This is a genomic window from Aquabacterium sp. (genome assembly GCF_036273115.1).
Classification (GTDB): Bacteria; Pseudomonadota; Gammaproteobacteria; order Burkholderiales; family Burkholderiaceae_C; genus Aquabacterium.
In genome coordinates, this window is the sequence record NZ_DASUIN010000029.1 from 92,230 (window position 1) to 113,601 (window position 21,372).

Consider the following 21,372-nt stretch of genomic DNA (forward strand, 5'->3'; position numbering starts at 1 on the left):
CGATTCGCCAAAAAACAGTTTGGTGGTGTCTGCATTGACCTGATCGACCTCCCGCCCCCGGGCGAGCTGGAGTCAATGTGGCGCGAGCTTGAAAGCCGCAGCGAAATCTCGTTTTTCACCAGCTGGTCCTGGATCGGCTCCTGGCTTCGTTGCCTGCCCACCGATGTCGCGCCCATGTTCCTGAGAGCCCGCCTCAACGGACGTCTGATCGGGGCAGGCATTGTGGTCGGCTCGGTCATGTGGAAAGCCCGCTGCATTCCCATGCGCGTATGGCGCTTGAATGAAACCGGTCGCCCCGAACTCGACAAACTCACCATCGAATACAACGGCCTGGTCATCGACGACACCGTCAAACATCTGGTCGAACCCCTCATGGTGCAATACCTGCTCGACCAGGGCAGCGAATGGGATGAACTTCAGTTCAACGCCCTGCGTCGTCCGGTAATGCCCCCGAAACAGAGAGCTCGCAGCGTCTTTCATGCGCTGCGAACGCGTCTCAAACGGGTGCGCCAGCCAGCCTATCAGGTCTGCCTCGTCGACGTTCGCGAAGCGGGTGAACACGTTCGCCTCATCAAACAAAAGCCGCGCTACCACATACGCCGAAGCTACAACACCTACCAGCAGTCGGGACCGGTCACCATTGAAGCGGCGCAATCAATGGAGCAGGCCCTGGCCTGGTTGGAACGCCTCAAACACTACCATCGTGCCTACTGGGCGGCTCGGCGGCAGGAAGGCGCCTTCCAATCTGATTTTTTCAACGACTTTCACGACCAGTTGATTCGCGCCAATTTCAATCGGGGCGAAATTCAGATCCTGGCCGTCAAAGCCGGTGATCGCGAAATAGCCTACCTCTACAACTTCGTCTGGAACGGCCATATCTACAACTACCAGTCCGGCGTGAACTATGCCGAGATGGGGGGCAAGCTGAGCCCAGGCATGGTGGCACACACCCTGGCCATTGACTTCAATGCTGCCGCTGGCCACCACACTTACGACCTGATGGCTGGCGACCACCATTACAAACGCGCCCTGACACTGCAAACCGTGCAGCTCGACTGGTGGGCTGCTCGGCGCCCCACCCTTCCCGTCAAGGCGGAAGACAGTGTCAGACGCGCGGCGCGACTGGCCACACGAATTCGACCCAGCTTGTCGAAAGCCTCGTAGTCAACCCGAACCCAACACACGACGACGTTGAGCCGGGCCCATCGCAGCAGCCAGTTGGGTCACGAAATCAGCCTGGACCTGCCAAGCAGCGGCCCAGTCTGGATCAATGCTCGAAACCCGAACAAGCAGCCCATCCATCAAGACGCCCCCACCCCATCGCCACGGGCCAAGGCGAAAGCCGGACTCGGACGTGATGACCTGCTCGCCAAGCAAGCGCCAATAAGTAATGGGTTCGGGACGCCCGGGCATCGATGCCAACAGGCGCGTGACGGGCAGCGTCTGACCGTTGACCACAAGCTGATGCTCTTTGACTTCGGAAATGGCAAAGCCGCCTGCGCGATAGCAAACCTCAGGGCGATGCATCTGCAACCCGACCGATTGTTGACGACCATAAGCCACCGACAACATGATGCGTCGTCCTTGGGGATCGACATAGGTCCGCTCCAGAACCTGGTCATACATTTGAAACTGACGAGCGCGCTCGAAGGCCGGCCGAATCGGCGCCACCGCCGTGGGATCCAGCCGCCAAGCGCCAACCTCCAAGGGGAAGAGGCTCTCCAGGGGCACTGCGGCCCGCACCTGAACGGCGGGGTCCACGCTGGGGCGCAAGACGATGCTTGCCACTGCGGTGAAGACCATCAGAATGCCGAAGAGCCAAGCCCGCCACTTCATAGCAGAGCCCCCGCGTCAGAAGGCCGGCTCGCCCGATCAGGCCAAACCCAGCCCAGCGCCGCGTCCAGCAAGGCCATCAATGCCAGGGCGATCGCAAACAGCATCGCTCCTGCGAAGTGATGCACAAACCCTTGTCCGACTTCATCGCCGAAATGGTAGGTCACCAGCATCAGGACCATCACGCGAATCACATTCGCGGCGAACGAGACCGGCACCGCCAACAAAGCCAGTGCGGCGGTGCGCCACCGTGAGACATGCTGGGCCAAATGCCCATACAGCAAGCCCATGGCCTCCAGCACAAACATCGAATGCAGGCCGGCGCACGCCTCGGCCACCAGCAATTGATACTGTCCAACGGTCACCACCACACCGGTTCGAGCCACGGGGTACCCCAGCGCCCCCAGTGTCTGCGTCGCCACCCAAGACACGGCTTCCTTCAAAGGTGCAGTCAACATCAGCACCCAGCTGAAAGGCAAGGGCAAAGCGAACAGCGCAAAGAACCATACGAACCAGGAGCGCCGCCATGCGTCGGCCCCCCAGATCAAGCACACCACCATCTGGGATACCCACCACAGCGACAGCAACTCAATCCGAATGAACTCCTGCGTGCGCCCGAACAAATAAGCGCACAGACCCAATAGGAAGGCGACAACGGCCCAACGCGGCAGCGTCGCGGCAACCCCGACCGGCCGGGTCGTCACCCCTCGCCCGAACAGCCAACCCACCACCGCCAAAAGCAGCAACTCATGCCCTTGGCTGTAGCTTTCCCACGCTCCGAAGAGGTAATCCCACAAGGTGGGCACTGCCAGGCTGAGCCATCCCACCAGCCAGGGCCACCGAGTCTGGGTCATGCGAATCACGCCCCGGATGATGCAGGTTTGGATGCCCCGACAGCCTGCCGGGTGATCTTCGCTTGCTCACGCAACACCCGCATGCCCTCTTGAACAGCTTGCTTTCGCCGCAACGCCCAAACCGCCTCCCGGATCGCCGGTCGGGTCTGGGTCAGCCCCACTGGACCTGCCTCCGTCGACACGATCGACACCACCACCGCCCCCGAACCATCGGGCCTGTCAACCCAGACCGATTCGCCTGATTGCTTGCCTGCCAGTTGCTTCAACAAATTCATGGGCACCGATTCGGCCCACTGATCCGATTGCCGAGCCGATTGAGACACACCGGACTTTTGCAGCAAAGCATTCACGGCCTCAACCGACTTCGCACCCTGAACCTGCGCCTTGAGTTGAGCCAACTCCGCCGCCGGGGCATTGATCGCCACCTCCTGCAAACGGTACAGGCGCCTCTTCTCAAACAACTCAGGATGGGACTGGTAATACTGCTCAACGTCTCGATCATTCGGCATGGACGCCTTGCTCGCCAACTGGTCCTGGTAGGCGCGAGCCAAGACCTCTCGTTGCGACAGCACCAGAGTCTGGACCACTGCTGGGGTCTGATCCAGACCAACTTGCTTGGCAGCCTGGGCGGCCAGTTCCTGTTCGATCAAACTATCCAGAACGCGCTCAGACGTCTGCTCCCCCAACTGCTGAACCAACTTGGGTTGCGCCTCGATCATTGCCTGCACCTGGTGAATGGAGATTTCCTGGTCGTTGACCTTGGCCACGACTTGAGAAGCCGGCGCACCGCCCCCCGATTTGCTGCACGCCATCAGCGCCATCAGCGCCCCCACCGACAACACCGCAAACCCCGAAGCCAGTCGACGATGAATCAGACGTGATGAATCGGCAAACGACATACTCTCCCCTCGTCAATCACAAGCAATCGAACATTATCGACAACTCACTCGCCGAGATGTACCCACCAAACAAAACGGACCCGAAGGTCCGTTTGCAAAAAACATCTGATCAGCAATTACTTGGCTGCTCGGCGCCGACGCACCATCCAGGCGACGCCCCCCAAACCCATGGCGGTCATCACCAGGTCGGACACCTCAGGAGCAGGGGCAGCCACCGCTGCGGCAACCGCCTTGATGTTGCCTTTGTAAGCCCCAACGTATGCCAGCGAGCCGCTTGTGGTCCCATTCACGGCCAAGGTGTAGGCCCCCGAGGTCAGGCCCGAAAAGCTGAACGAATTGGCGGTGTTGTCCACAGCCAGAGACTTCAAAGTGTTCTTTTCGAGCAGTGTCAGCGACTTCAGCGCCACGTCCTTGGTGAAAAACAGGATGTAGCTCGTGTCCACGATGCTGCCCGACACCGCGCCTGCGTCGGCAATGCTGAAGGTGTAGTAGTCGGTGAAATCACCCGCGGTGTAGAAGGTGTTCCCAAATTCCTTGCCGTTCGCACCGATCAAACCCAGGTCCTGGGTTTTCGCTTGAGCGCCCAAAGAGACCAAGGCCAACAACAAAGATGCCAGAAAGCGAGAGCAGTACATCATCAACTCACTATTTAACGGTTGATGAGATTCTGACCACTTTGTTACGCCCTGTAACCCCCCTAACTCAATGTGAACAGCTGTCCAGAATCGACTGCGCCGAGCGCTTGGCCGCCCCTCGGAAAGACTGGGCAAACACCATCGCGGCAGTCTGCAAAGCTTGCTTTCTGGCTGAATTCGAAATGTCCAGGGCCACCTGAACGGCCTCGTCCAGATCGGAAACACGCAAAGCCGCGCCGGCGGACTCACTTTGCTGCGCCGCCTCGGCAAAATTGAACGTCGAAGGCCCCATCACAATCGGGCATCCACAGGCGGCGGCTTCAATCAGGTTCTGGCCACCCAAGGGCTGAAAACTGCCGCCCAGCAGCGCCACGTCCGCAGCGGAATAGTAAGCAGGCATCTCGCCAATGGAGTCACCCAGCCAGACATCGGCCGCTTGCTCACGGATCCCCGGGCCTCCAGCGGGCCACTCGCTGCGCCGAGACAAGACCAAGCCCGCTTGCTCGACCATCCGAGCGACCTCGTCGAAGCGCTGGGGATGGCGTGGCACCAACCATAACCTCGGCATCGCCTGAACGCCCACCTCAGCACGCTTGGCCAGCCAAGCCGTCAGCAAGCCCGGCTCTTCCCCTTCTCGCGAACTGGCCATCAGAACGATGGGACGACCACCGGATGCTTGGCGCCAGGCCGCCCCCAGTTGAAGCAGATCCGCAGCAGGGGTCATGTCGAACTTCACATTGCCAAACACCTCGACACGACGCGCGCCCATCAATTTGAATCGATCCGCATCGGCATCAGTCTGGGCCTGAACCAGGTGCATGGCCTGCGCGGCCGGCTGCATCAACGCAGCCAATCGCAGACCTTGCCTCAGGCTCTTTTCACTGAGGCGACCATTGGCGAGAACCATAGGCACACCACATCGGGCCGCCACGAACTGCACATTCGGCCACACCTCGGTTTCCATCAACACGCCCACAGCTGGTCGGTGTTGCGACAGGAAACGCCTGACTGCGCCCGGCGTGTCGTAGGGCAGCCATGTCTGCACATCACCGGGTCGAAGCAACTTCGCGCCCGCCTCACGGCCGGTTGCGGTGCTATGGGTCAACAGCAAACGCATGCCCGGCCGAAGGTCGCGCAGGGCATCCACCAACGGCGCCACGGCACGAGTTTCACCCAAGGAAACCGCATGGACCCAGATCAATGGCCCCCCGACACCAGACTCCTGTGGCCGTTGCGCCAGCAGGCGCCGATGGGCGCGACCATAAAAGCCCAGCCGCTCCCACCATTGGGCCCTGTAAAGCGGCTCAGTCTTGCCACGAGACCACACCCGCCACAGGTAAAAAGGTGTACCCAGACGCAACAGCAGGCTATAAGCCTGCCGCGCCAAACACTGCTTGAAAGTCAACAAATCGGATCAGCTCAATGCGCCGAAGCACCCACGTGCGCGTCGGGCTTGACCGCCAGCAATTGCGACATGAAGTGCTTCTGAATGCGGTCCAGCGCCTCTGGCGTGTGACCTTCGAAACGCAGCACCAGCACCGGTGTGGTGTTCGATGCGCGCACCAAACCGAAACCATCCGGATAGTCGGCACGCAAACCGTCGATGGTGGTCAACTCTGCCCCATCAAACTTGGCCGTCTGGCGCAGCTTTTCGATCACCTCATGGTGTTCGCCTTCAGCGCAGGCCACATTCAATTCAGGTGTGCTGTAGCTGGTGGGCAGCGCATTGAGCACAGCGCTGGGGTCTGCCACCTTGCTCAGAATTTCCAACAAACGAGCGGCGGTGTAGGTGGCGTCGTCAAAGCCATACCAACGCTCGGCAAAGAAAATGTGGCCGCTCATTTCACCTGCAAACGGCGAGCCGGTTTCCTTCAGCTTGGCCTTGACCAGGCTGTGGCCGGTCTTGTACATCACGGGCTCGCCGCCCGCTTCGCGGATGGCCACGGCCAGACGCTGGCTGCACTTCACGTCGAAAATGATCTTGCCACCGGGCACGCGCGACAGCACGTCCTGGGCAAACAGCATGATCTGACGATCCGGGAAGATGTTGTTGCCTTCCTTGGTGATCACGCCCAAGCGGTCGCCGTCACCGTCAAAAGCCAAGCCCAGATCGGCGCCCTGCTCTTTCACCGCCTTGATCAGGTCTTGCAGGTTTTCAGGCTTGGAGGGATCGGGGTGGTGGTTGGGGAAGTCGCCGTCCACTTCCGAGTACAGCTCGGTCACATCGCAGCCCAGCGCACGCAAAATGCCTGGCGCCGACGCACCGGGAATGCCGTTACCCGAGTCCACCACGATTTTCATGGGGCGAGCCAGTTTGCAATCGCTCACGATGCGCTGGGTGTACTCGGACAGCACGTTCAGTTCGGTCAACGCGCCTTGGCCAGCGGCATAGTCTTCCGCCTCAATACGCTTGCGCAGGCCCTGGATGTCGTCGCCATAAATGGCACGGCCCGCCAACACCATCTTGAAACCGTTGTAGTCCTTGGGGTTGTGGCTACCGGTCACCTGAATGCCACTGTGGCAGCCCTGATCGCCGCGAGTGGCGGCCACGTAGTACAGCATGGGGGTGGTCACGGCACCCAGATCGATCACATCCACGCCGGTCGAACGCAAGCCCTTGATCAAAGCAGCACTGAGGGACGGGCCCGACACACGGCCATCGCGGCCCACGGCCACGGCCTTTTCGCCCAGCTTCAGGGCTTCGGTGCCAAACGCACGGCCCAAGTGCTCGGCCACAGCCTCACTCAAGGTCTGGCCGACAATGCCTCGAATGTCGTAGGCCTTGAAAATGGAAGCAGCGACTTGCATGGTGATCCTTCTTGAATGGTGATGGTGTTCTCAGAACCCGGATTTTAGAGAGTTGCTCGTGACACTTTGCAAATCCCGGGCCTGACAAAGCCCTTACCCCGTCAAGTGGGGGATCAGACTGCTACAGTTTCCCCACCCCATTCCACTGCGTGGCGGCAGCTGCCCGCCCTTGCCTGCCATGTCGCTCGCCGCTCACACCGCTCCCCACCTGGCCAAGCTGACCATTGACACGCCTCTGGGCCCAGCGCTGATTGCCCGGTCTGCCAAAGGCTTGACCGGTTTCTGGTTTGAAGGCCAGAAAGACCACCCCGGTGACTTGCCGCAGGTTCCCAACAACCCCGACGACCCCTTGCTGCAGGCCTGCCAAACGCAAATGCGCGCCTACTTCGAAGGCCGGAACCTGCAGTTTGATTTGCCGCTGGACCTACACGGCACCCCGTTTCAACAACGGGTGTGGCAGGCCCTGCTCCACATTGGCCCCGGTCATCTCAGCACGTATGGCGAGCTGGCCCGCCAGTTGGGCAACCCGCAGGCGAGCCGGGCTGTAGGGGCTGCGGTTGGCCTCAACCCCGTTTCCGTGATCGTGCCTTGCCATCGGGTGGTGGGCAGCCAGCGCACCCTGACCGGTTATGCAGGAGGGCTGGACCGCAAGGTCGCGCTGCTACAGCGCGAAGGTCTTGATGTCTGTGGCCAACGCGTCAAGGCCCCAACAAATCCTAGCGCCGATTCGCACTGAACACGCCCCCCATGCGATTGGCTCATCACGCCCAAATGGTCCTGTTGGCGGCCGTTTGGGGCGCCTCCTTTTTGTTCTTGCGCCTGGCTGCCCCCACCGTCGGGCCCGTAGCCGTCGCCGCTTTTCGTGTGACGCTGGCCGCGCTGGTCTTGCTGCCATTTGCACTCCGATTTGCGCTGCGACGTGCGCAATGGCAACAACTCAAAGACCTGTGGCCCACCCTGCTGGTATCGGGCTTGCTGTCATGCGTCTTGCCCTTCATGGGGCTCAGTCAGGCCGCGCGCGCCATGCCTGCGGGCATGCTGTCCATTCTCAACGCGACCTCGCCGCTGTGGGGGGCATTGGTCGGTTGGCTCTGGATTGGCGAAAAACTGAGCGGCTGGCGCGCCATCGGACTAGGCCTGGGCTTTGGGGGCGTGGCCTGGCTGTCGCTGACCCACACCCCGCTTGACGGCCACACCCCCTGGGCTGCCGTGTGCCTGGCCCTTGGCTCAACCCTGATGTACGGTATTGCCGTACATCACAGCAAACGCCACCTGTCTGCCTTGCCTCCGGTGGTGGTGACCACCGGCTGCCTGGTCGCGGCCAGCGCCGTGTTGATGGGCCCGGCCCTGTGGCTGGGCCCGCAGCCCGTGGCGGGGTTGAGTTCGGGCACCCCGCACGCCTGGAGCGCCGTCCCCGCATCCGTATGGGGCGCCCTGGCGGGACTGGCCGTTTTGTGTACCGCCTGGGCTTACCTGCTGTTCTTCAAATTGATCGGTGAAATCGGCCCCAGCCGGGCCCTGACCGTCACCTTTCTAATCCCCATCTTTGGCATGTTGTGGGGCTGGCTCTTCCTGAACGAAAGCGTTTCCTGGGACATGCTGGTGTGCACCGCCATCATCGTGACAGGCACCCAACTGTCCAATCGTGCGGGTTGACTCGCCCCGCACCCTGATCTGCATCCCACTCAGAAATCGAATGCCCCCAGCGAATTGACGTCCATCAATTCAAATGCGAATCATTCGCAATACAATTAGCAATCCAAATTTACATTGAGGTTGTGATGCGTCGATTCCCCCTGCTCGTATTGGCTGTTGCCGTCTCATCGGCCTGGGCCACTGAGGTGCAAGAGCAGTCTGCCACCTTGCCTTCTGTGGTGGTCAAAAGCAATGCCACGCTGCCCGGTAGTCTGAAAGATTCTGCGCAAACCGGCAGCAAGACCGACACCCCCATTCGAGACCTCCCCGCATCGGTCGTCGTCGTGCCCCAGGAAATCATGCGCGACCAGGGCGTGACCGACATGAACCAGGCCATGACCAACGTCAGCGGTGTGCAACCCGTGATGGGCGGTGGGTATGGCTTTGCCAACAACTACGCCATTCGAGGCCAGGCCATGCGCTTCCTGCGCGACGGCTATTCCGACGGCACCTCGCAAAACGGCTACTGGCGCACCTTTGCCGATGTCGACCGCATCGAAGTACTCAAAGGCCCAGGCTCGGCCTTGTATGGTGCGAGCCAACCTGGAGGCACCATCAATGTCGTCACCAAAGTGCCTAGACGCACCTTCGGCGCCGAACTGAGCGCCACCGTGGGCAGCTTCGGCACCTACAACACCACCGCCGATGTGACCGGACCCATCTCCAGCCAACTCAGTGGCCGCCTGATTGTCAACACCGAGAAAACCGACGGTTGGCGTAACCTGTCTCGCAAAATCACCGAGGTACTGCCCTCGTTCGCCTGGCAAATCAACGAATCGAGCGCACTGACCATTGACTACGACCACCGCGAACTGGAAATCACCCCTGACAACTACGGCCTGCCTTTCGACGTTCGCCGCAACATCGTGCCGGTCTCGCGCGAGGCCAAGTACTACAGCCCGTTCAACTACAGCAAGCAAAACATCGATCGCCTGACCCTCGCACATGAATGGCTGCAATTCAATGGCCTGACTGTGCGCACGGCATTGATTCAAGATCGCCGCACATTGGACATGGTTCGCAACGCGGGCGGCAACCCCGGCAACACGGCAGATGACATGACCGGTCGCAACGTGCGTCGCCAGACGGATGACGCCCGATACCTGAACTTCCAAAACGAAGTCATCTGGAAAACGGGCGGCCCAAGCGCACAGCACACATTGCTGGGTGGCATTGAGCTCACAAACACCCACGTTGACACTGTACGGATTGGCTACAACCTGCCCAGCATCACCGACATCAACAACCCCGTCGTGCCTGAAGCAACCTTGCCCACCACCGCCGTCGCATCCCAAGGATTTGACCGCACCCTCAGCGCACGCGGCTGGGCCCTGTACGCGCAAGATCAAATCGCATTTGGCGAGCAGTTCAAGGTTCGAGCAGGCCTGCGAACCGAACAATCAAAGGTAGAAGACGACGGAAGCCAGGCAGGCGCCCTTCGCACCGTGAAAGACACGGTGTCCTTCACCACAGGCTCCCTGGGTGCCGTCTGGCAACCATCGACCACCACCTCGCTCTACGCAGGTTGGTCCAATGGTAAGTTCGTCAACCTGTCCACCGAACCCAGCAAAATCAGCTCCTCCGCCGACCGTCGCACGGTGCAGCCAGAAGGGTCAACCCAGTTTGAACTGGGGGCCAAGCTGTCGTGGTTGGAAGGCAAATTGGACCTGACCTCTGCCCTGTTCAAAACCCAGCGCAAGGACTACTACATCACCCTTCCCGGCGCCACGGATCCCACCCCCGATGGCAGCGACGAAACCACCGGCCTGGAACTCGACCTGACCGCACACCCCGTAGCGGGGCTGACCACCACTGCCAACTTGGTGGTGCAAGACGTTCAGACCACCTCCACCTCCCTCGCATCCAACGCCCAACTCGGCATCACCAACGCCAGCATCTCGGGTAAACGCCCCACGGGTGTGGCCAACACGGCGGCACGCCTGTGGGCGGCATACCGTCTGCAAGAAGCGACTCTGCGCGGCTTCGGCTTCGGTGGTGGTTTGACCTACAAAGGCGCCTCCTATGCCGATGCCTTGAACGTGTACCGCACGCCTTCCTACGTCGTGGTGGATGGCCAACTGTTCTATGAAACCAAATCGTGGGACGTGAACCTGGCCCTGCGCAACCTGACCGACCGCACCTACTACACCAACGCCACCTTCAGCGGCGCCCTGCCAGGCGAAGGCCGCAGCGCATTCTTGACCGCTCGCGTGCGCTTCTGACACCGAAGGAGCCCCATCATGAAACACCTCCTGCTTTGCAGCACCTTGGCCGCTTTCACCACCCTCGCAGCCGCCCCGGCGGTCAACGCACACTACCTTTGGATTGAGCCCAACGGCACGCAAGCCAAGGTCTATTTCGGCGAATATGAGGAGGCGGCTCGCGAGCGCTCTCCCGGCCGGCTCGACGAGATCCCTAGCCCCCAAGCGCAAGTCTTGACTGGCAAAAGTGCGGCCCCTGTGGCCTTGCACAAGCAAGCCGATGGCTTTGCCTTCGCCCCCCTTGAAGCGGGCCCGCGGCCCTTGGTGGTAGAAGAGTCTGCCGTGGGGGTGAAGGACTGGACGGCCTCAGGCATCGGCATGGTCAAACCCTACTTCTACGCCCGCTACCAGCCTCGGAACGTACAAGCTGACGCACCCGCTATGACTTTGGACATCCTGCCCTTGGCGCAACGGGGTCAGTTCCGCGTGTATTTCCGGGGCCAGCCTCTGCCCAAAGCTGCAGTGAAAATCGTGGCACCTAATACCTGGGCACAAGAAGGGCGAACCGACCCTACTGGCACGGTTGAACTTCCCTTGCCGTGGGCCGGCCAATACATCGTTCAGGTCATTCACTTGGAAGCGGGCAGCGGCGAATACGAAGGCAAGCCATATCAGGCCAAACGGCACCGCGCCACCCTGACCTATCTGGCAAGCAAGGCCGCCCCCAAGGTCTTGAGCAAACAAGGCGACATGCAGTGAACACGACCGCACCGAAAAGCCTGCCACGCGGGCCTCTGCCGGCAGGTCCACTCTTTCTGCCCGCAAAGTGGCGCCGAGCAGAGGTGCTGCGCTGGCTGCGCCGCACCCATGCCTGGTGTGGCCTATGGGGCGGCGTACTGGGCTTGCTGTTCGGCGCCACCGGCATCTTGCTCAACCACAGGGCGGTGATGAAGTTGCCGCTGGCGCAAACCACCCCCAGTGAAATGACCATCCAGATCACCGAACCGCATTCAGCCTCGCAGGAAGCCATGCGGACGTGGCTGGCCGCAAGCCTGGATCTCCGCCCGGATCAATTCCGCATAGAGCGCCAAGCCGCACGGCCTGTCAGTTGGGGTGCTGGCACTTTGCAGCAACCCGAACGCTGGGAATTCAATCACTCGGGGCCCAAAGGCAGCATCGCGGCCGAATACTGGGTGGGCAACAGCGCTGTGAGCTTGAAACGCAAAGATGGCAACGTGTTCTACACCCTGACCCGCTTGCACATGGCCCAAGGCGTTCACCCCGTGTGGATTCTGGCCGCCGACTCCATTGCAGGTTGCCTCATCATGCTGTCCATCACAGGCCTGCTGATGTGGTCTCGTTTGCATGGGACACGGCTGATGGCGATCACGCTGTGCGGCATTCCACTGACCGGCTTGTTGGTGGGTGCGGCCTTGTCGCTGTGACGCGACATCTTGATCCCCCAAGAAGCTGCTTGGCCTCTTGGGCTCTTGGGCTCTTTGCCTTCGCAAATTGCGTGCTTCAAAAAGCAAAAAACCCTGATGCTTTCGCATCAGGGTTTTGCATTTTGGCGGAGTGGACGGGACTCGAACCCGCGACCCCCGGCGTGACAGGCCGGTATTCTAACCGACTGAACTACCACTCCGCGTCGGTGACGACTTCGGTTGATTGCTCAACCCAAGTGCCGTCAAAACTTGGCGTCCCCTAGGGGATTCGAACCCCTGTAGTCACCGTGAAAGGGTGGTGTCCTAGGCCTCTAGACGAAGGGGACTCAAACTACAACATTCAAACAGTCTCTCTACCAACTTGACGCCACCCAGATTGGTGGAGGTAAGCGGGATCGAACCGCTGACCTCTTGCATGCCATGCAAGCGCTCTCCCAGCTGAGCTATACCCCCATCGCGCTTCTTGCGAACCACGGCAGGTTGCCAAACTGGCACCGAGACTGTTTGTTTTGGACTTTGCTGTGTCACCAGCAAGGCCCGTTTAAAGAGCTTGGCGGAGTGGACGGGACTCGAACCCGCGACCCCCGGCGTGACAGGCCGGTATTCTAACCGACTGAACTACCACTCCGCGTCGGTAACGACTTTGGTTGATTGCTCAACCCAAGTGCCGTCAAACTTGGCGTCCCCTAGGGGATTCGAACCCCTGTAGTCACCGTGAAAGGGTGGTGTCCTAGGCCTCTAGACGAAGGGGACTGAATCCTTCATACAACCTGATCGACGCTTTACTTGGCAACTCTGCAACCAGACCACCGATGCAACTTTTGGTTGCTTGGTGGAGGTAAGCGGGATCGAACCGCTGACCTCTTGCATGCCATGCAAGCGCTCTCCCAGCTGAGCTATACCCCCTTTGGCTTTTTGACGACTGTTTAGTTTCGTCTTTAGGCTTCGGGTTGCCCGGCTGCTTTGTCGTTTAAACAAAGCGTCGTTCAAGCGAGACTGAAAGTATATAACGTTTTTTTAGCTTTTGGCAAGTGTCACGCAATTTTCTTCAAACGTTGCAACACCACGTCGCGCTCGAACAGGGCCAGAACGGCATCCACCGACGGTGTCTGGGCGCGACCGCACACCAGCAAACGCACGGGAATAGCCACTTGCGGCATCTTCAAGCCGAACTCGCCCATGGTGTCCTTGATCGCCTGGTTGATGGCGCCCTTCTCCCAGGCCACGGTTTCCAGTCGAGAAGCGAGTGCGGCCAGCGCAGGCTTGTTGGCATCGTTCAACTGCGCTGCGAGTTCGTCCGCAGAGGGCGCGACGTCGCCAACGTACATCGACAACCAGTCAGCCAGCTCCACCGTGGTCGAGCAGCGGTCCTTGAACAAGCCGCACATCGCGGGCAGCGTGTCGCCTGATTGCAACACAGCAGGCAATGTCACACCACGACGCGAGAACTGCTCTCGCACCAGGCTGGCCAACAGTTGGTCGTCGGCCATTTTCATGTGCTGCTGGGCCACCCAACGCAACTTGGCTTCGTCGAACTGGCCAGCGCTCTTGCCCAGATGATCCAGGTTGAACCATTCGATGAGTTGCTGACGCGAGAAGATTTCGTCATCACCGTGGCTCCAGCCCAGTCGAGCCAGGTAGTTCACCACGGCGTCAGCGAGGTAGCCTTCATCGCGGTACTGCGTCACGGCCTTGGCGCCATGGCGCTTCGACATCTTCTCGCCCTGCTCGTTGAGCACGGTGGGCAAGTGGGCATAAACCGGAGGCTCCATGCCCATGGCGCGCAAGATGTTGATCTGGCGCGGCGTGTTGTTCACATGGTCGTCACCGCGAATGACATGGGTGATACCCATGTCCATGTCGTCCACCACGACGCAGAAGTTGTAGGTGGGCGTACCGTCGGGGCGAGCAATGACCAGGTCATCCAGTTCGTCATTGCTGATTTCGATGCGCCCCTTGACCTTGTCTTCCCACACCACGGAACCGCCGATGGGGTTCTTGAAGCGGATCACCGGTTGGACGCCTTCGGGGATGGGCGGCAAGGTCTTGCCAGGCTCAGGACGCCAAGTGCCGTCGTAACGGGGCTTTTCCTTGTTGGCCATCTGGCGCTCGCGCAGTGCATCCAACTCTTGCGTGCTCATGTAGCAAGGGTAGGCCAAGCCTTTGTCCAGCATGTCTTTCAGCACAGCCTTGTAGCGGTCCATGCGCTGCATCTGGAAGAACGGGCCTTCGTCGTGGTCCAGGCCCAGCCACTTCATGCCTTCCACAATGACATCGACCGCCTCTTGCGAAGAGCGCTCGACGTCGGTGTCTTCGATGCGAAGAATGAACACGCCCTGGTTGGCTCGAGCAAACGCCCATGGGTACAAGGCCGAGCGGATGTTGCCCAGGTGGATGAAGCCCGTGGGAGACGGGGCAAAGCGGGTGCGAACTTGAGTCATACGTTCAGGGAGTCGAGGCCACGCGCCAGATCGGCGGTGAGGTCGTCAATGTGTTCCAGGCCCACGGCCACGCGGATCATGGCTTGGGTCACGCCTGCGGCGAGTCGCTGCTCTTCAGTCAGGCGACCGTGCGAGGTGCTGGAAGGATGGGTGATGAGGGTTTTGGTGTCGCCCAGGTTCGATGTGATCGAGCACAAGCGGGTCTGGTCGATCACGTGAAACGCGGCCTGACGCAGACGCAAAGCGTCTTCGCTCAGCGTGGCAGGGCCTTTCACGGTGACATCGCCCGCAGCAGGCTTGACGGTGAATGACACCACCGCACCACCAATGCCGTTTTGCTGCTTCATGGCCAGGGCATGCTGGGGATGGCTGGGCAGACCTGGGTAGTAAACCTTGTCGACGGCCGGCTGCGCCTCCAGCCACTGGGCCAGCTTCAGTGCGTTGTCGCTCTGCGCGGCCATGCGGATGGAGAGCGTTTCCAGACCTTTGAGGACGACCCAGGCGTTGAATGGCGACAGCGTCATGCCGGCGCCGCGCAGGGTGGTCATGAGCGGGCCATTGATGATGGCGTCGGGGCCGCAGATGGCGCCGGCCAGGACTCGTCCCTGCCCGTCCAGATACTTGGTGCCCGAATGGATGATCAGATCTGCCCCCATGTCAACCGGCTTTTGCAGCGCAGGGGTGCAGAAGCAGTTGTCCACTGCAAGCAGCGCGCCATGGGCGTGCGCGATCTCGGCCAAAGCGGCGATGTCACACACTTCGGTCAACGGGTTGCTGGGGGTTTCAGCAAACAGCAGCTTGGTGTTGGGCCGCATGGCGTCACGCCACTGCTGCACATCGGTTTGCGACACGAAGGTGGTTTCGACCCCGAACTTGCCGAACTGGTTGGCCAGCAAGGTGATGGTGGAGCCGAACACGCTTTGCGAACAAACGATGTGATCACCCGCCTTCAGCAGCCCCATGACCAACAGCAGAATCGCACTCATCCCGCTGGCCGTGGCAATGGCCGCCTCTGTGCCCTCGAGCGCCGCCAGACGACGCTCGAACATCATCGTGGTGGGGTTGGTGAAGCGTGTGTAGACAAACGCTTCTTCCTCGTTGGCAAAGCGTGCCGCTGCGGTGGCCGCATCCGGGTGATTGAAGCTGCTGGTCAGGAACAGCGCCTCGGAGTTTTCTCCCCAAGGTGTGGCAGGCAAGCCTTCACGTACGGCCAGTGTTTCAATGTGCACGCCTTCTGGGAAGTCCTTGCGAGGCAGCCGCTTTTTGGAATCAGACGAGGCCATCAGTGGGCTCCACAATGAACGGTGATCACTCGACCGAGTTCCGCAGGGCCAGGCGCGAGCCGTCAGCTTCGTCTTCGCCCTTTTGTGAACGTCGCTGGGTTTCGATCGCCGCGAAGTCGGCTGCCGTCACGTCGCCGGTGATGTACACGCCGTCGAAACACGACGCTTCAAATCCGCCAATGGCAGGATTGAGATTGCCCACGACTTTCTTCATGGCGTTGACGTCCTGATAGATCAAGGCATCGCAACCAATGATCTGACGCACTTCTTCCTCGGTGCGACCGTGAGCGACCAACTCGGTGTTGGTGGGCATGTCGATGCCGTACACGTTGGGGAAACGCACGGGAGGCGCAGCAGAGGCCAGATAGACCTTGTTGGCACCGGCTTCACGCGCCATCTGCACGATTTCCTTGGAGGTGGTGCCGCGGACGATGGAGTCATCGACCAACAGCACATTGCGCCCCTTGAACTCCAGCCCAATGGCATTGAGCTTCTGACGCACGCTCTTCTTGCGCACGGACTGCCCCGGCATGATGAAGGTACGACCCACGTAACGGTTCTTCACGAAGCCTTCGCGGTATGGCTTGCCCAGCTTCTGCGCCAATTGCATGGCCGAGGGGCGGCTGGATTCCGGAATCGGAATGACCACGTCGATCTCGTTAGGCGGCAGCTTGGAAATGACACGTTGAGCCAGAGTCTCACCCATCTCCAGACGCGCCTGGTACACCGACACGCCATCGATGACGGAATCGGGGCGAGCCAGATACACGTACTCGAACATGCAAGGGTTGAGCACAGCGTTGTCGGCGCACTGCTCAGCATGCACGACGCCGTCGAGGTCAATGAACAGGGCCTCGCCAGGTTGCACATCGCGCACGAAGCGGTGGCTGGTCCCTTCCAAGGCCACCGATTCGCTGGCAACCATGACTTCACGGCCTTCAGGCAGATCAGCCTCGCCCAGGCACAGGGGGCGGATGCCGAACGGGTCGCGGAATGCCACCATGCCGTAGCCGGCGATCAGACAGATGACCGCATACGAACCCTTGATGCGCTTGTTGACTGCACGCACGGCTTTGAACACGGCAGAAGGCGTCAGAGGCAACTCACGCCCGGCCAACTCCAGTTCGTGCGCAAACACATTGAGCAGCACTTCGGTGTCGCTGTCGGTGTTGAGGTGGCGACGGTCGATGTCGAACAGCTCCTTGCGCAGAGAGTGGGCGTTGGTCAGGTTGCCGTTGTGCACCAGCACCAGACCAAAGGGCGCGTTCACATAGAAGGGTTGAGCCTCTTCTTCGTTGAACGCATTGCCAGCGGTGGGGTAGCGCACTTGGCCCAGACCGACGGTACCGGGCAGCGCACGCATGTTGCGGGTGCGGAAAACATCCTTCACCATGCCACGCGCCTTGTGCATGAAGAACTTGCGGCCGTGCGCGTCTGGGCCGGCCGTGACGATCCCGGCTGCATCTTGACCGCGGTGTTGCAGCAGCAACAGCGCGTCATAGATCAGTTGGTTGACTGGCGTCTTGGAAATCACTCCGACGATGCCGCACATGGTTCACCTCTTCAAAACAATGCTCAAAATCCGATCAGGATTGCTCGGGCAAGAATTTGACCACTTGCTCGGGCAACAAAGGGGTTAACCCTCTCAGTAACACGTTCAGCCAATCGACCGAGCGTGACGACTGCCACACATTCCACTCTGCCAGGGGCGTCAGGCCGACCAGCGTGGTCACGACCAGGGCGACCAGCACCCCGCGCAACAACCCAAACACCGCCCCCAACGTGCGATCGGCCCCACTGAGGGACGACGCACGGATGATTTTTCCGGCAGCCCAAGCCACCAAGGCCCAGCCCACCCATGTCAACACAAACACGACCAACATGCCAGCAGCCCGGTTGATGGCTGAACCGGGTTGTCCCACTGGCACGTGCAGAGCCATGTCGGCACCCCACCACTGGGCCAGAAAGTAGCCCACCAACCAGGCCAGCAAGGCCATGACTTCCATCACCAGCCCACGCCAAGCCCCCACCAGCATGGACACCAACAACCCCAACCCGAACACCAGGTCGATCAGGGTCCAGGCTTCGGCTCCAGCTTCAGACACGGGCATGCTTGCTCAGGCCCCTCACAAGGTCAGCACGGAGCCGGTCAAGCCCGCCTTGCGCAAAGCAGCCATGGCCTTGTCCGCCGCGGCCTTGTCCTCAAACGGGCCCAAGCGAACTCGAATCTTGCGGTTGGCATCGGTGCCGATGACCTGGGTATAGGTCTTGAGCCCGGCGCGTTCGGCTTTCATACGAGCCTCGCGTGCGGTGGGCTGGTCAGAGAACGCGCCGATCTGAATCACGTAACGCACCGCAGCCGCACTGGCAGGCTTGTCGCCTGCCGTGGCCACTTTGGTGGCGGGCTTGGCATCTTTGTCCTTGCCGTCTTTGGCGGCCTTGTCCTTGGCCGCATCCTTATCCTTGGACTCCTTCGCGTCCTTGGTCGACTCCACCGGTTTTTTGCCTTCAGCCAATCGCGACTCGGGTGCCTTCGAAGCCGCAGCGGTGTGCGCTGCAGGTTGGCTCACAGGTTTGTCGTCGAGCACTTCCTCTTGCTCGTCTGGATGCGCCTCTTGCACCGACTTGACCTGAGCCTGCACCCCTGGCTTGGGTGTCGTTGTGGCGACCACGGCCGCCGAGGCACCGCGCTGAACCACTTCAATGTCCATGGCCATGGGGCGAGGTTTGGTTTCAAACAACCAAGGAAAACCGATGACCCCTGCCCCAACCAGCACGGCCATACCAATCAAGCGACGACGTGCTCGCACCCGCACGGCTTCGACGTCGGCCGCCGAAACTGACACAGGTTCAGCCCCAGGTCGTCGACCGGCTGCCCCCTGAAATAAGCGCTGAAGAAAGGATGGCAAAGGCATGCTGGAAATGCAGGCTTGGAAGGTGGATTACTTCAAATGAGGCGCGTTGAGCTTGGGCAAGCCCTCATGCAGCACCCCACCCACGGTGAAAAACGACCCAAAGACCACGATTCTATCTTCCGGGCTGGCCGCAGCCAGCGCCGCCTTGAGCGCCGACATGGGATCAGGATGGGTAAAGGTGGTTGCCGCAGGCGCCGTCAGGCTGGAGCCCGCCGCCCGAACCTGCTTAATGGTGTCAGCCAACTGCGCCGCCGTGGCAGCACGCGGGGTTGGCAGATCACAGCAGTACCAAGCATCCACCATGGGCAGCAACTTCCCGACCATACCCGCTGCATCCTTGTCGGCCATGGCACCCCAGACTGCAAACGTGCGCGGGAAATAGCCCATTTGGTCCAGATTGACGGCCAGAGTGGCGGCGGCATGGGGGTTATGAGCCACATCCAGAATCAAGGTGGGCTGCCCGGGGATGATCTGAAAGCGCCCGGGCAACTCGACCGTTGCCAGGCCGGTACGAACAGCCTGAGCCGCCACCGGCAAGCGATGCCGCATGGCCTCCAGTGCGGCGAGCACGCCAGATGCATTCAGCAACTGGTTGGCGCCACGCAAAGAAGGGTATGCCATGCCATTGAAGCGCTTGGAACGCCCCCCCCAGGACCACTGCTGACGGTCACCGGCATAGTTGTGATCGCGTCCGAATAGCCACAAATCAGCGCCAATCGATTCCGCATGTGCCGCAATGCTCGCGGGCGGCTGGGGATCTGACACCACCGCAGCACGCCCCGCGCGCATGATGCCGGCCTTTTCCCGGCCAATCGACTCACGATCTGGCCCCAGATAGTCCATGTGATCGAGGTCGATGCTGGTGACGATGGCGCAGTCGGTGTCAATGATGTTGACCGCATCCAGACGCCCACCCAAGCCCACTTCCAGAATGACCGCATCGAGCCCGGAGGCCGCCAGCAAGCTGAGGATGGCCAGCGTGGTGAACTCAAAATAGGTCAACCCGGTCTGACTGCGAGCGTGCTCCACTTTGGCGAAATGCGGAACCAGGTCTTCGGCCTTGCAGGGCACACCCATGAGGCGGCAGCGTTCCTCAAAATGAACAAGGTGCGGCGAACCATAAACCCCGACCTTGAACCCCGCCTGCAACAGAATGGATTCCAGCATGGCGCAGGTGGAGCCTTTGCCATTGGTGCCTGCCACAGTGAACACGACCGGGGCGCCATCGACAGACTCCTGGCCCAGGGGCGTACCCAGCACCACCCCCATGCGCTGCCACACCTGCGACACGCGCTCCAGGCCCAGATCAATGCCCACGGGGTGCAATCGCTCGCAATGGGCCAACCAGTCAGCCAGAGGGGAATGATCAGAAAGAGGTGAGGAAGACATGGGACAGAGGCTCGGAACGAAGCAAAACGGCAAAACAAGGCGGCGAAACAAAACGGGCTGCCCAGAGCAGCCCGCTTGACGGCCGAATCAGCTGATTCAGGCGACCACGGCGTCAGCCGGTTGGCGCAGCAACATGGCCAATTGGCGAGCAATGGTCATGCGCAGCTCCCGACGATCCACAATCATGTCAATCGCGCCCTTCTGCAGAAGGAACTCGGCACGCTGGAAGCCTTCGGGCAGTTTCTCACGAACCGTGTTTTCGATCACACGGGGACCGGCAAAGCCGATCAGCGCGCGGGGTTCTGCAATCACCACGTCGCCCACGAAAGCAAACGACGCCGACACCCCCCCCATGGTGGGATCAGACAGCACGCTGATGTAGGGCAACTTGGCTCGCGCCAGGCGGGTCAAAGCCGCGTTCGTCTTGGCCATCTGCATCAGGCTCATCAAGCCCTCCTGCATGCGGGCACCGCCGGTGGCCGTAAAGGACACGAACGGCATTTTCTGGTCTACAGCGGCCTCCACGCCCCGCACGAAGCGTTCACCCACCACCGAGCCCATCGAGCCGCCCATGAAATCAAACTCGAAGCAAGCAGCCACAACCGGCACACTGTGAACCGAGCCACCCAACACCACCAGAGCGTCGGTTTCGCCGGTGGCTTCCATGCCTTGCTTGAGGCGGTCGGTGTACTTTTTGTTGTCCTTGAACTTCAGGGCATCAACCGGCAGCACTTCCTGCCCGATTTCAAAGCGACCTTCGGCGTCGAGGAAGGCATCGAGACGCGCGCGGGCACCAATGCGATGATGGTGCGCACATTTCGGGCACACATTCAGATTGGCTTCCAGATCGTTCTTGTACAGAACCGTTTCGCACGAGGGGCATTTCACCCACAGCCCTTCCGGCACCGAACGGCGCTCAGCCGGATCGGTCGGCTGAATCTTGGGAGGCAGGAGTTTTTCAAGCCAACTCATCG

General features: G+C 60.7%; 19 protein-coding genes and 6 tRNA genes. 6 read left to right on the forward strand and 19 right to left on the reverse strand.

All coding sequences use genetic code 11. From position 1 onward, the window contains the following. The first annotated feature begins 75 nt into the window (after positions 1-75). Positions 76-1,164 (forward strand): GNAT family N-acetyltransferase, encoded by a 1,089-nt coding sequence (locus VFW72_RS13375; RefSeq protein WP_329674800.1) that lies wholly within the window; start codon positions 76-78, stop codon positions 1,162-1,164. Here VFW72_RS13375 and VFW72_RS13380 read toward each other — a convergent pair whose 3' ends face one another. The 6 genes from VFW72_RS13380 to VFW72_RS13405 form a co-directional block, all read right to left on the reverse strand. Beyond that, entirely contained in the window at positions 1,165-1,836 is a 672-nt protein-coding gene (locus VFW72_RS13380) for an exosortase C-terminal domain/associated protein EpsI (protein WP_329674801.1), read from the reverse strand. Further along, positions 1,833-2,687 (reverse strand): exosortase, encoded by an 855-nt coding sequence (xrt, locus tag VFW72_RS13385; RefSeq protein WP_329674802.1) that lies wholly within the window; start codon positions 2,685-2,687, stop codon positions 1,833-1,835. The genes VFW72_RS13380 and xrt overlap by 4 nt, the downstream gene beginning before the upstream one ends. 5 nt (positions 2,688-2,692) lie before the next feature. Beyond that, the gene (locus VFW72_RS13390) at positions 2,693-3,586 is read right to left on the reverse strand and encodes an EpsD family peptidyl-prolyl cis-trans isomerase (protein ID WP_329674803.1); all 894 of its coding nucleotides are present in this window, start codon (positions 3,584-3,586) and stop codon (positions 2,693-2,695) included. Between the two features lie 116 nt (positions 3,587-3,702). Beyond that, positions 3,703-4,224: an FxDxF family PEP-CTERM protein gene (locus VFW72_RS13395; protein ID WP_329674804.1), complete on the reverse strand. Its 522-nt coding sequence runs from the start codon at positions 4,222-4,224 to the stop codon at positions 3,703-3,705. Between the two features lie 64 nt (positions 4,225-4,288). Beyond that, positions 4,289-5,629, reverse strand: coding sequence for a 3-deoxy-D-manno-octulosonic acid transferase (locus VFW72_RS13400; RefSeq protein WP_329674805.1), 1,341 nt, complete (start codon positions 5,627-5,629; stop codon positions 4,289-4,291). Positions 5,630-5,640: 11 nt separating this feature from the next. Further along, on the reverse strand, positions 5,641-7,029 hold the full coding sequence (locus VFW72_RS13405; protein WP_329674806.1) for a phosphomannomutase/phosphoglucomutase: 1,389 nt from the start codon (positions 7,027-7,029) through the stop codon (positions 5,641-5,643). 178 nt (positions 7,030-7,207) lie between these two features. Between VFW72_RS13405 and VFW72_RS13410 the strand changes: the two genes are divergently transcribed. The 5 genes from VFW72_RS13410 (at position 7,208) to VFW72_RS13430 (ending at position 12,370) form a co-directional block, all read left to right on the forward strand. Next, positions 7,208-7,765 (forward strand): methylated-DNA--[protein]-cysteine S-methyltransferase, encoded by a 558-nt coding sequence (locus VFW72_RS13410; RefSeq protein ID WP_329674807.1) that lies wholly within the window; start codon positions 7,208-7,210, stop codon positions 7,763-7,765. Positions 7,766-7,776: 11 nt separating this feature from the next. Beyond that, a complete protein-coding gene (locus tag VFW72_RS13415) occupies positions 7,777-8,685 on the forward strand; it encodes a DMT family transporter (RefSeq protein WP_329674808.1) in 909 nt (302 codons plus the stop codon). A gap of 125 nt (positions 8,686-8,810) precedes the next feature. Further along, complete coding sequence (locus VFW72_RS13420) at positions 8,811-10,946, forward strand: TonB-dependent receptor (RefSeq protein WP_329674809.1); 2,136 nt, start codon at positions 8,811-8,813, stop codon at positions 10,944-10,946. 18 nt (positions 10,947-10,964) lie between these two features. Beyond that, positions 10,965-11,684: a DUF4198 domain-containing protein gene (locus VFW72_RS13425; protein WP_329674810.1), complete on the forward strand. Its 720-nt coding sequence runs from the start codon at positions 10,965-10,967 to the stop codon at positions 11,682-11,684. Then, positions 11,681-12,370: a PepSY-associated TM helix domain-containing protein gene (locus VFW72_RS13430; RefSeq protein WP_329674811.1), complete on the forward strand. Its 690-nt coding sequence runs from the start codon at positions 11,681-11,683 to the stop codon at positions 12,368-12,370. The genes VFW72_RS13425 and VFW72_RS13430 overlap by 4 nt, the downstream gene beginning before the upstream one ends. A 123-nt stretch (positions 12,371-12,493) precedes the next feature. Here VFW72_RS13430 and VFW72_RS13435 read toward each other — a convergent pair. The 13 genes from VFW72_RS13435 to accD form a co-directional block, all read right to left on the reverse strand. Then, a tRNA-Asp gene (locus VFW72_RS13435) sits at positions 12,494-12,570 on the reverse strand. Positions 12,571-12,620: 50 nt separating this feature from the next. Then, positions 12,621-12,696: transfer RNA gene (locus tag VFW72_RS13440), tRNA-Glu, on the reverse strand. A 51-nt stretch (positions 12,697-12,747) separates the two neighbouring features. Then, positions 12,748-12,823: transfer RNA gene (locus VFW72_RS13445), tRNA-Ala, on the reverse strand. Positions 12,824-12,921: 98 nt separating this feature from the next. Beyond that, a tRNA-Asp gene (locus VFW72_RS13450) sits at positions 12,922-12,998 on the reverse strand. A gap of 49 nt (positions 12,999-13,047) precedes the next feature. Continuing rightward, positions 13,048-13,123 (reverse strand) — tRNA-Glu (locus tag VFW72_RS13455). A 77-nt stretch (positions 13,124-13,200) separates the two neighbouring features. Continuing rightward, positions 13,201-13,276, reverse strand: a tRNA-Ala gene (locus VFW72_RS13460). 128 nt (positions 13,277-13,404) lie between these two features. Continuing rightward, positions 13,405-14,811, reverse strand: coding sequence for a glutamate--tRNA ligase (gene gltX / locus VFW72_RS13465; protein WP_329674812.1), 1,407 nt, complete (start codon positions 14,809-14,811; stop codon positions 13,405-13,407). Next, entirely contained in the window at positions 14,808-16,094 is a 1,287-nt protein-coding gene (locus VFW72_RS13470) for an O-succinylhomoserine sulfhydrylase (protein WP_329674813.1), read from the reverse strand. Before VFW72_RS13470 ends, gltX begins: the two co-directional genes overlap by 4 nt. 25 nt (positions 16,095-16,119) lie before the next feature. Then, the gene (gene purF / locus VFW72_RS13475; protein ID WP_329674814.1) at positions 16,120-17,646 is read right to left on the reverse strand and encodes an amidophosphoribosyltransferase; all 1,527 of its coding nucleotides are present in this window, start codon (positions 17,644-17,646) and stop codon (positions 16,120-16,122) included. 34 nt (positions 17,647-17,680) lie between these two features. Beyond that, the gene (locus VFW72_RS13480) at positions 17,681-18,205 is read right to left on the reverse strand and encodes a CvpA family protein (protein ID WP_329674815.1); all 525 of its coding nucleotides are present in this window, start codon (positions 18,203-18,205) and stop codon (positions 17,681-17,683) included. A 15-nt stretch (positions 18,206-18,220) separates the two neighbouring features. After that, positions 18,221-18,940 carry an SPOR domain-containing protein gene (locus VFW72_RS13485; protein ID WP_329674816.1) on the reverse strand — a complete coding sequence of 240 codons (720 nt, stop codon included), beginning with the start codon at positions 18,938-18,940 and terminating at the stop codon, positions 18,221-18,223. 96 nt (positions 18,941-19,036) lie between these two features. Further along, complete coding sequence (gene folC, locus VFW72_RS13490) at positions 19,037-20,398, reverse strand: bifunctional tetrahydrofolate synthase/dihydrofolate synthase (protein ID WP_329674817.1); 1,362 nt, start codon at positions 20,396-20,398, stop codon at positions 19,037-19,039. A gap of 96 nt (positions 20,399-20,494) precedes the next feature. After that, positions 20,495-21,370, reverse strand: coding sequence for an acetyl-CoA carboxylase, carboxyltransferase subunit beta (accD, locus tag VFW72_RS13495; RefSeq protein ID WP_329674818.1), 876 nt, complete (start codon positions 21,368-21,370; stop codon positions 20,495-20,497). Between the last annotated feature and the right edge of the window lie 2 nt (positions 21,371-21,372).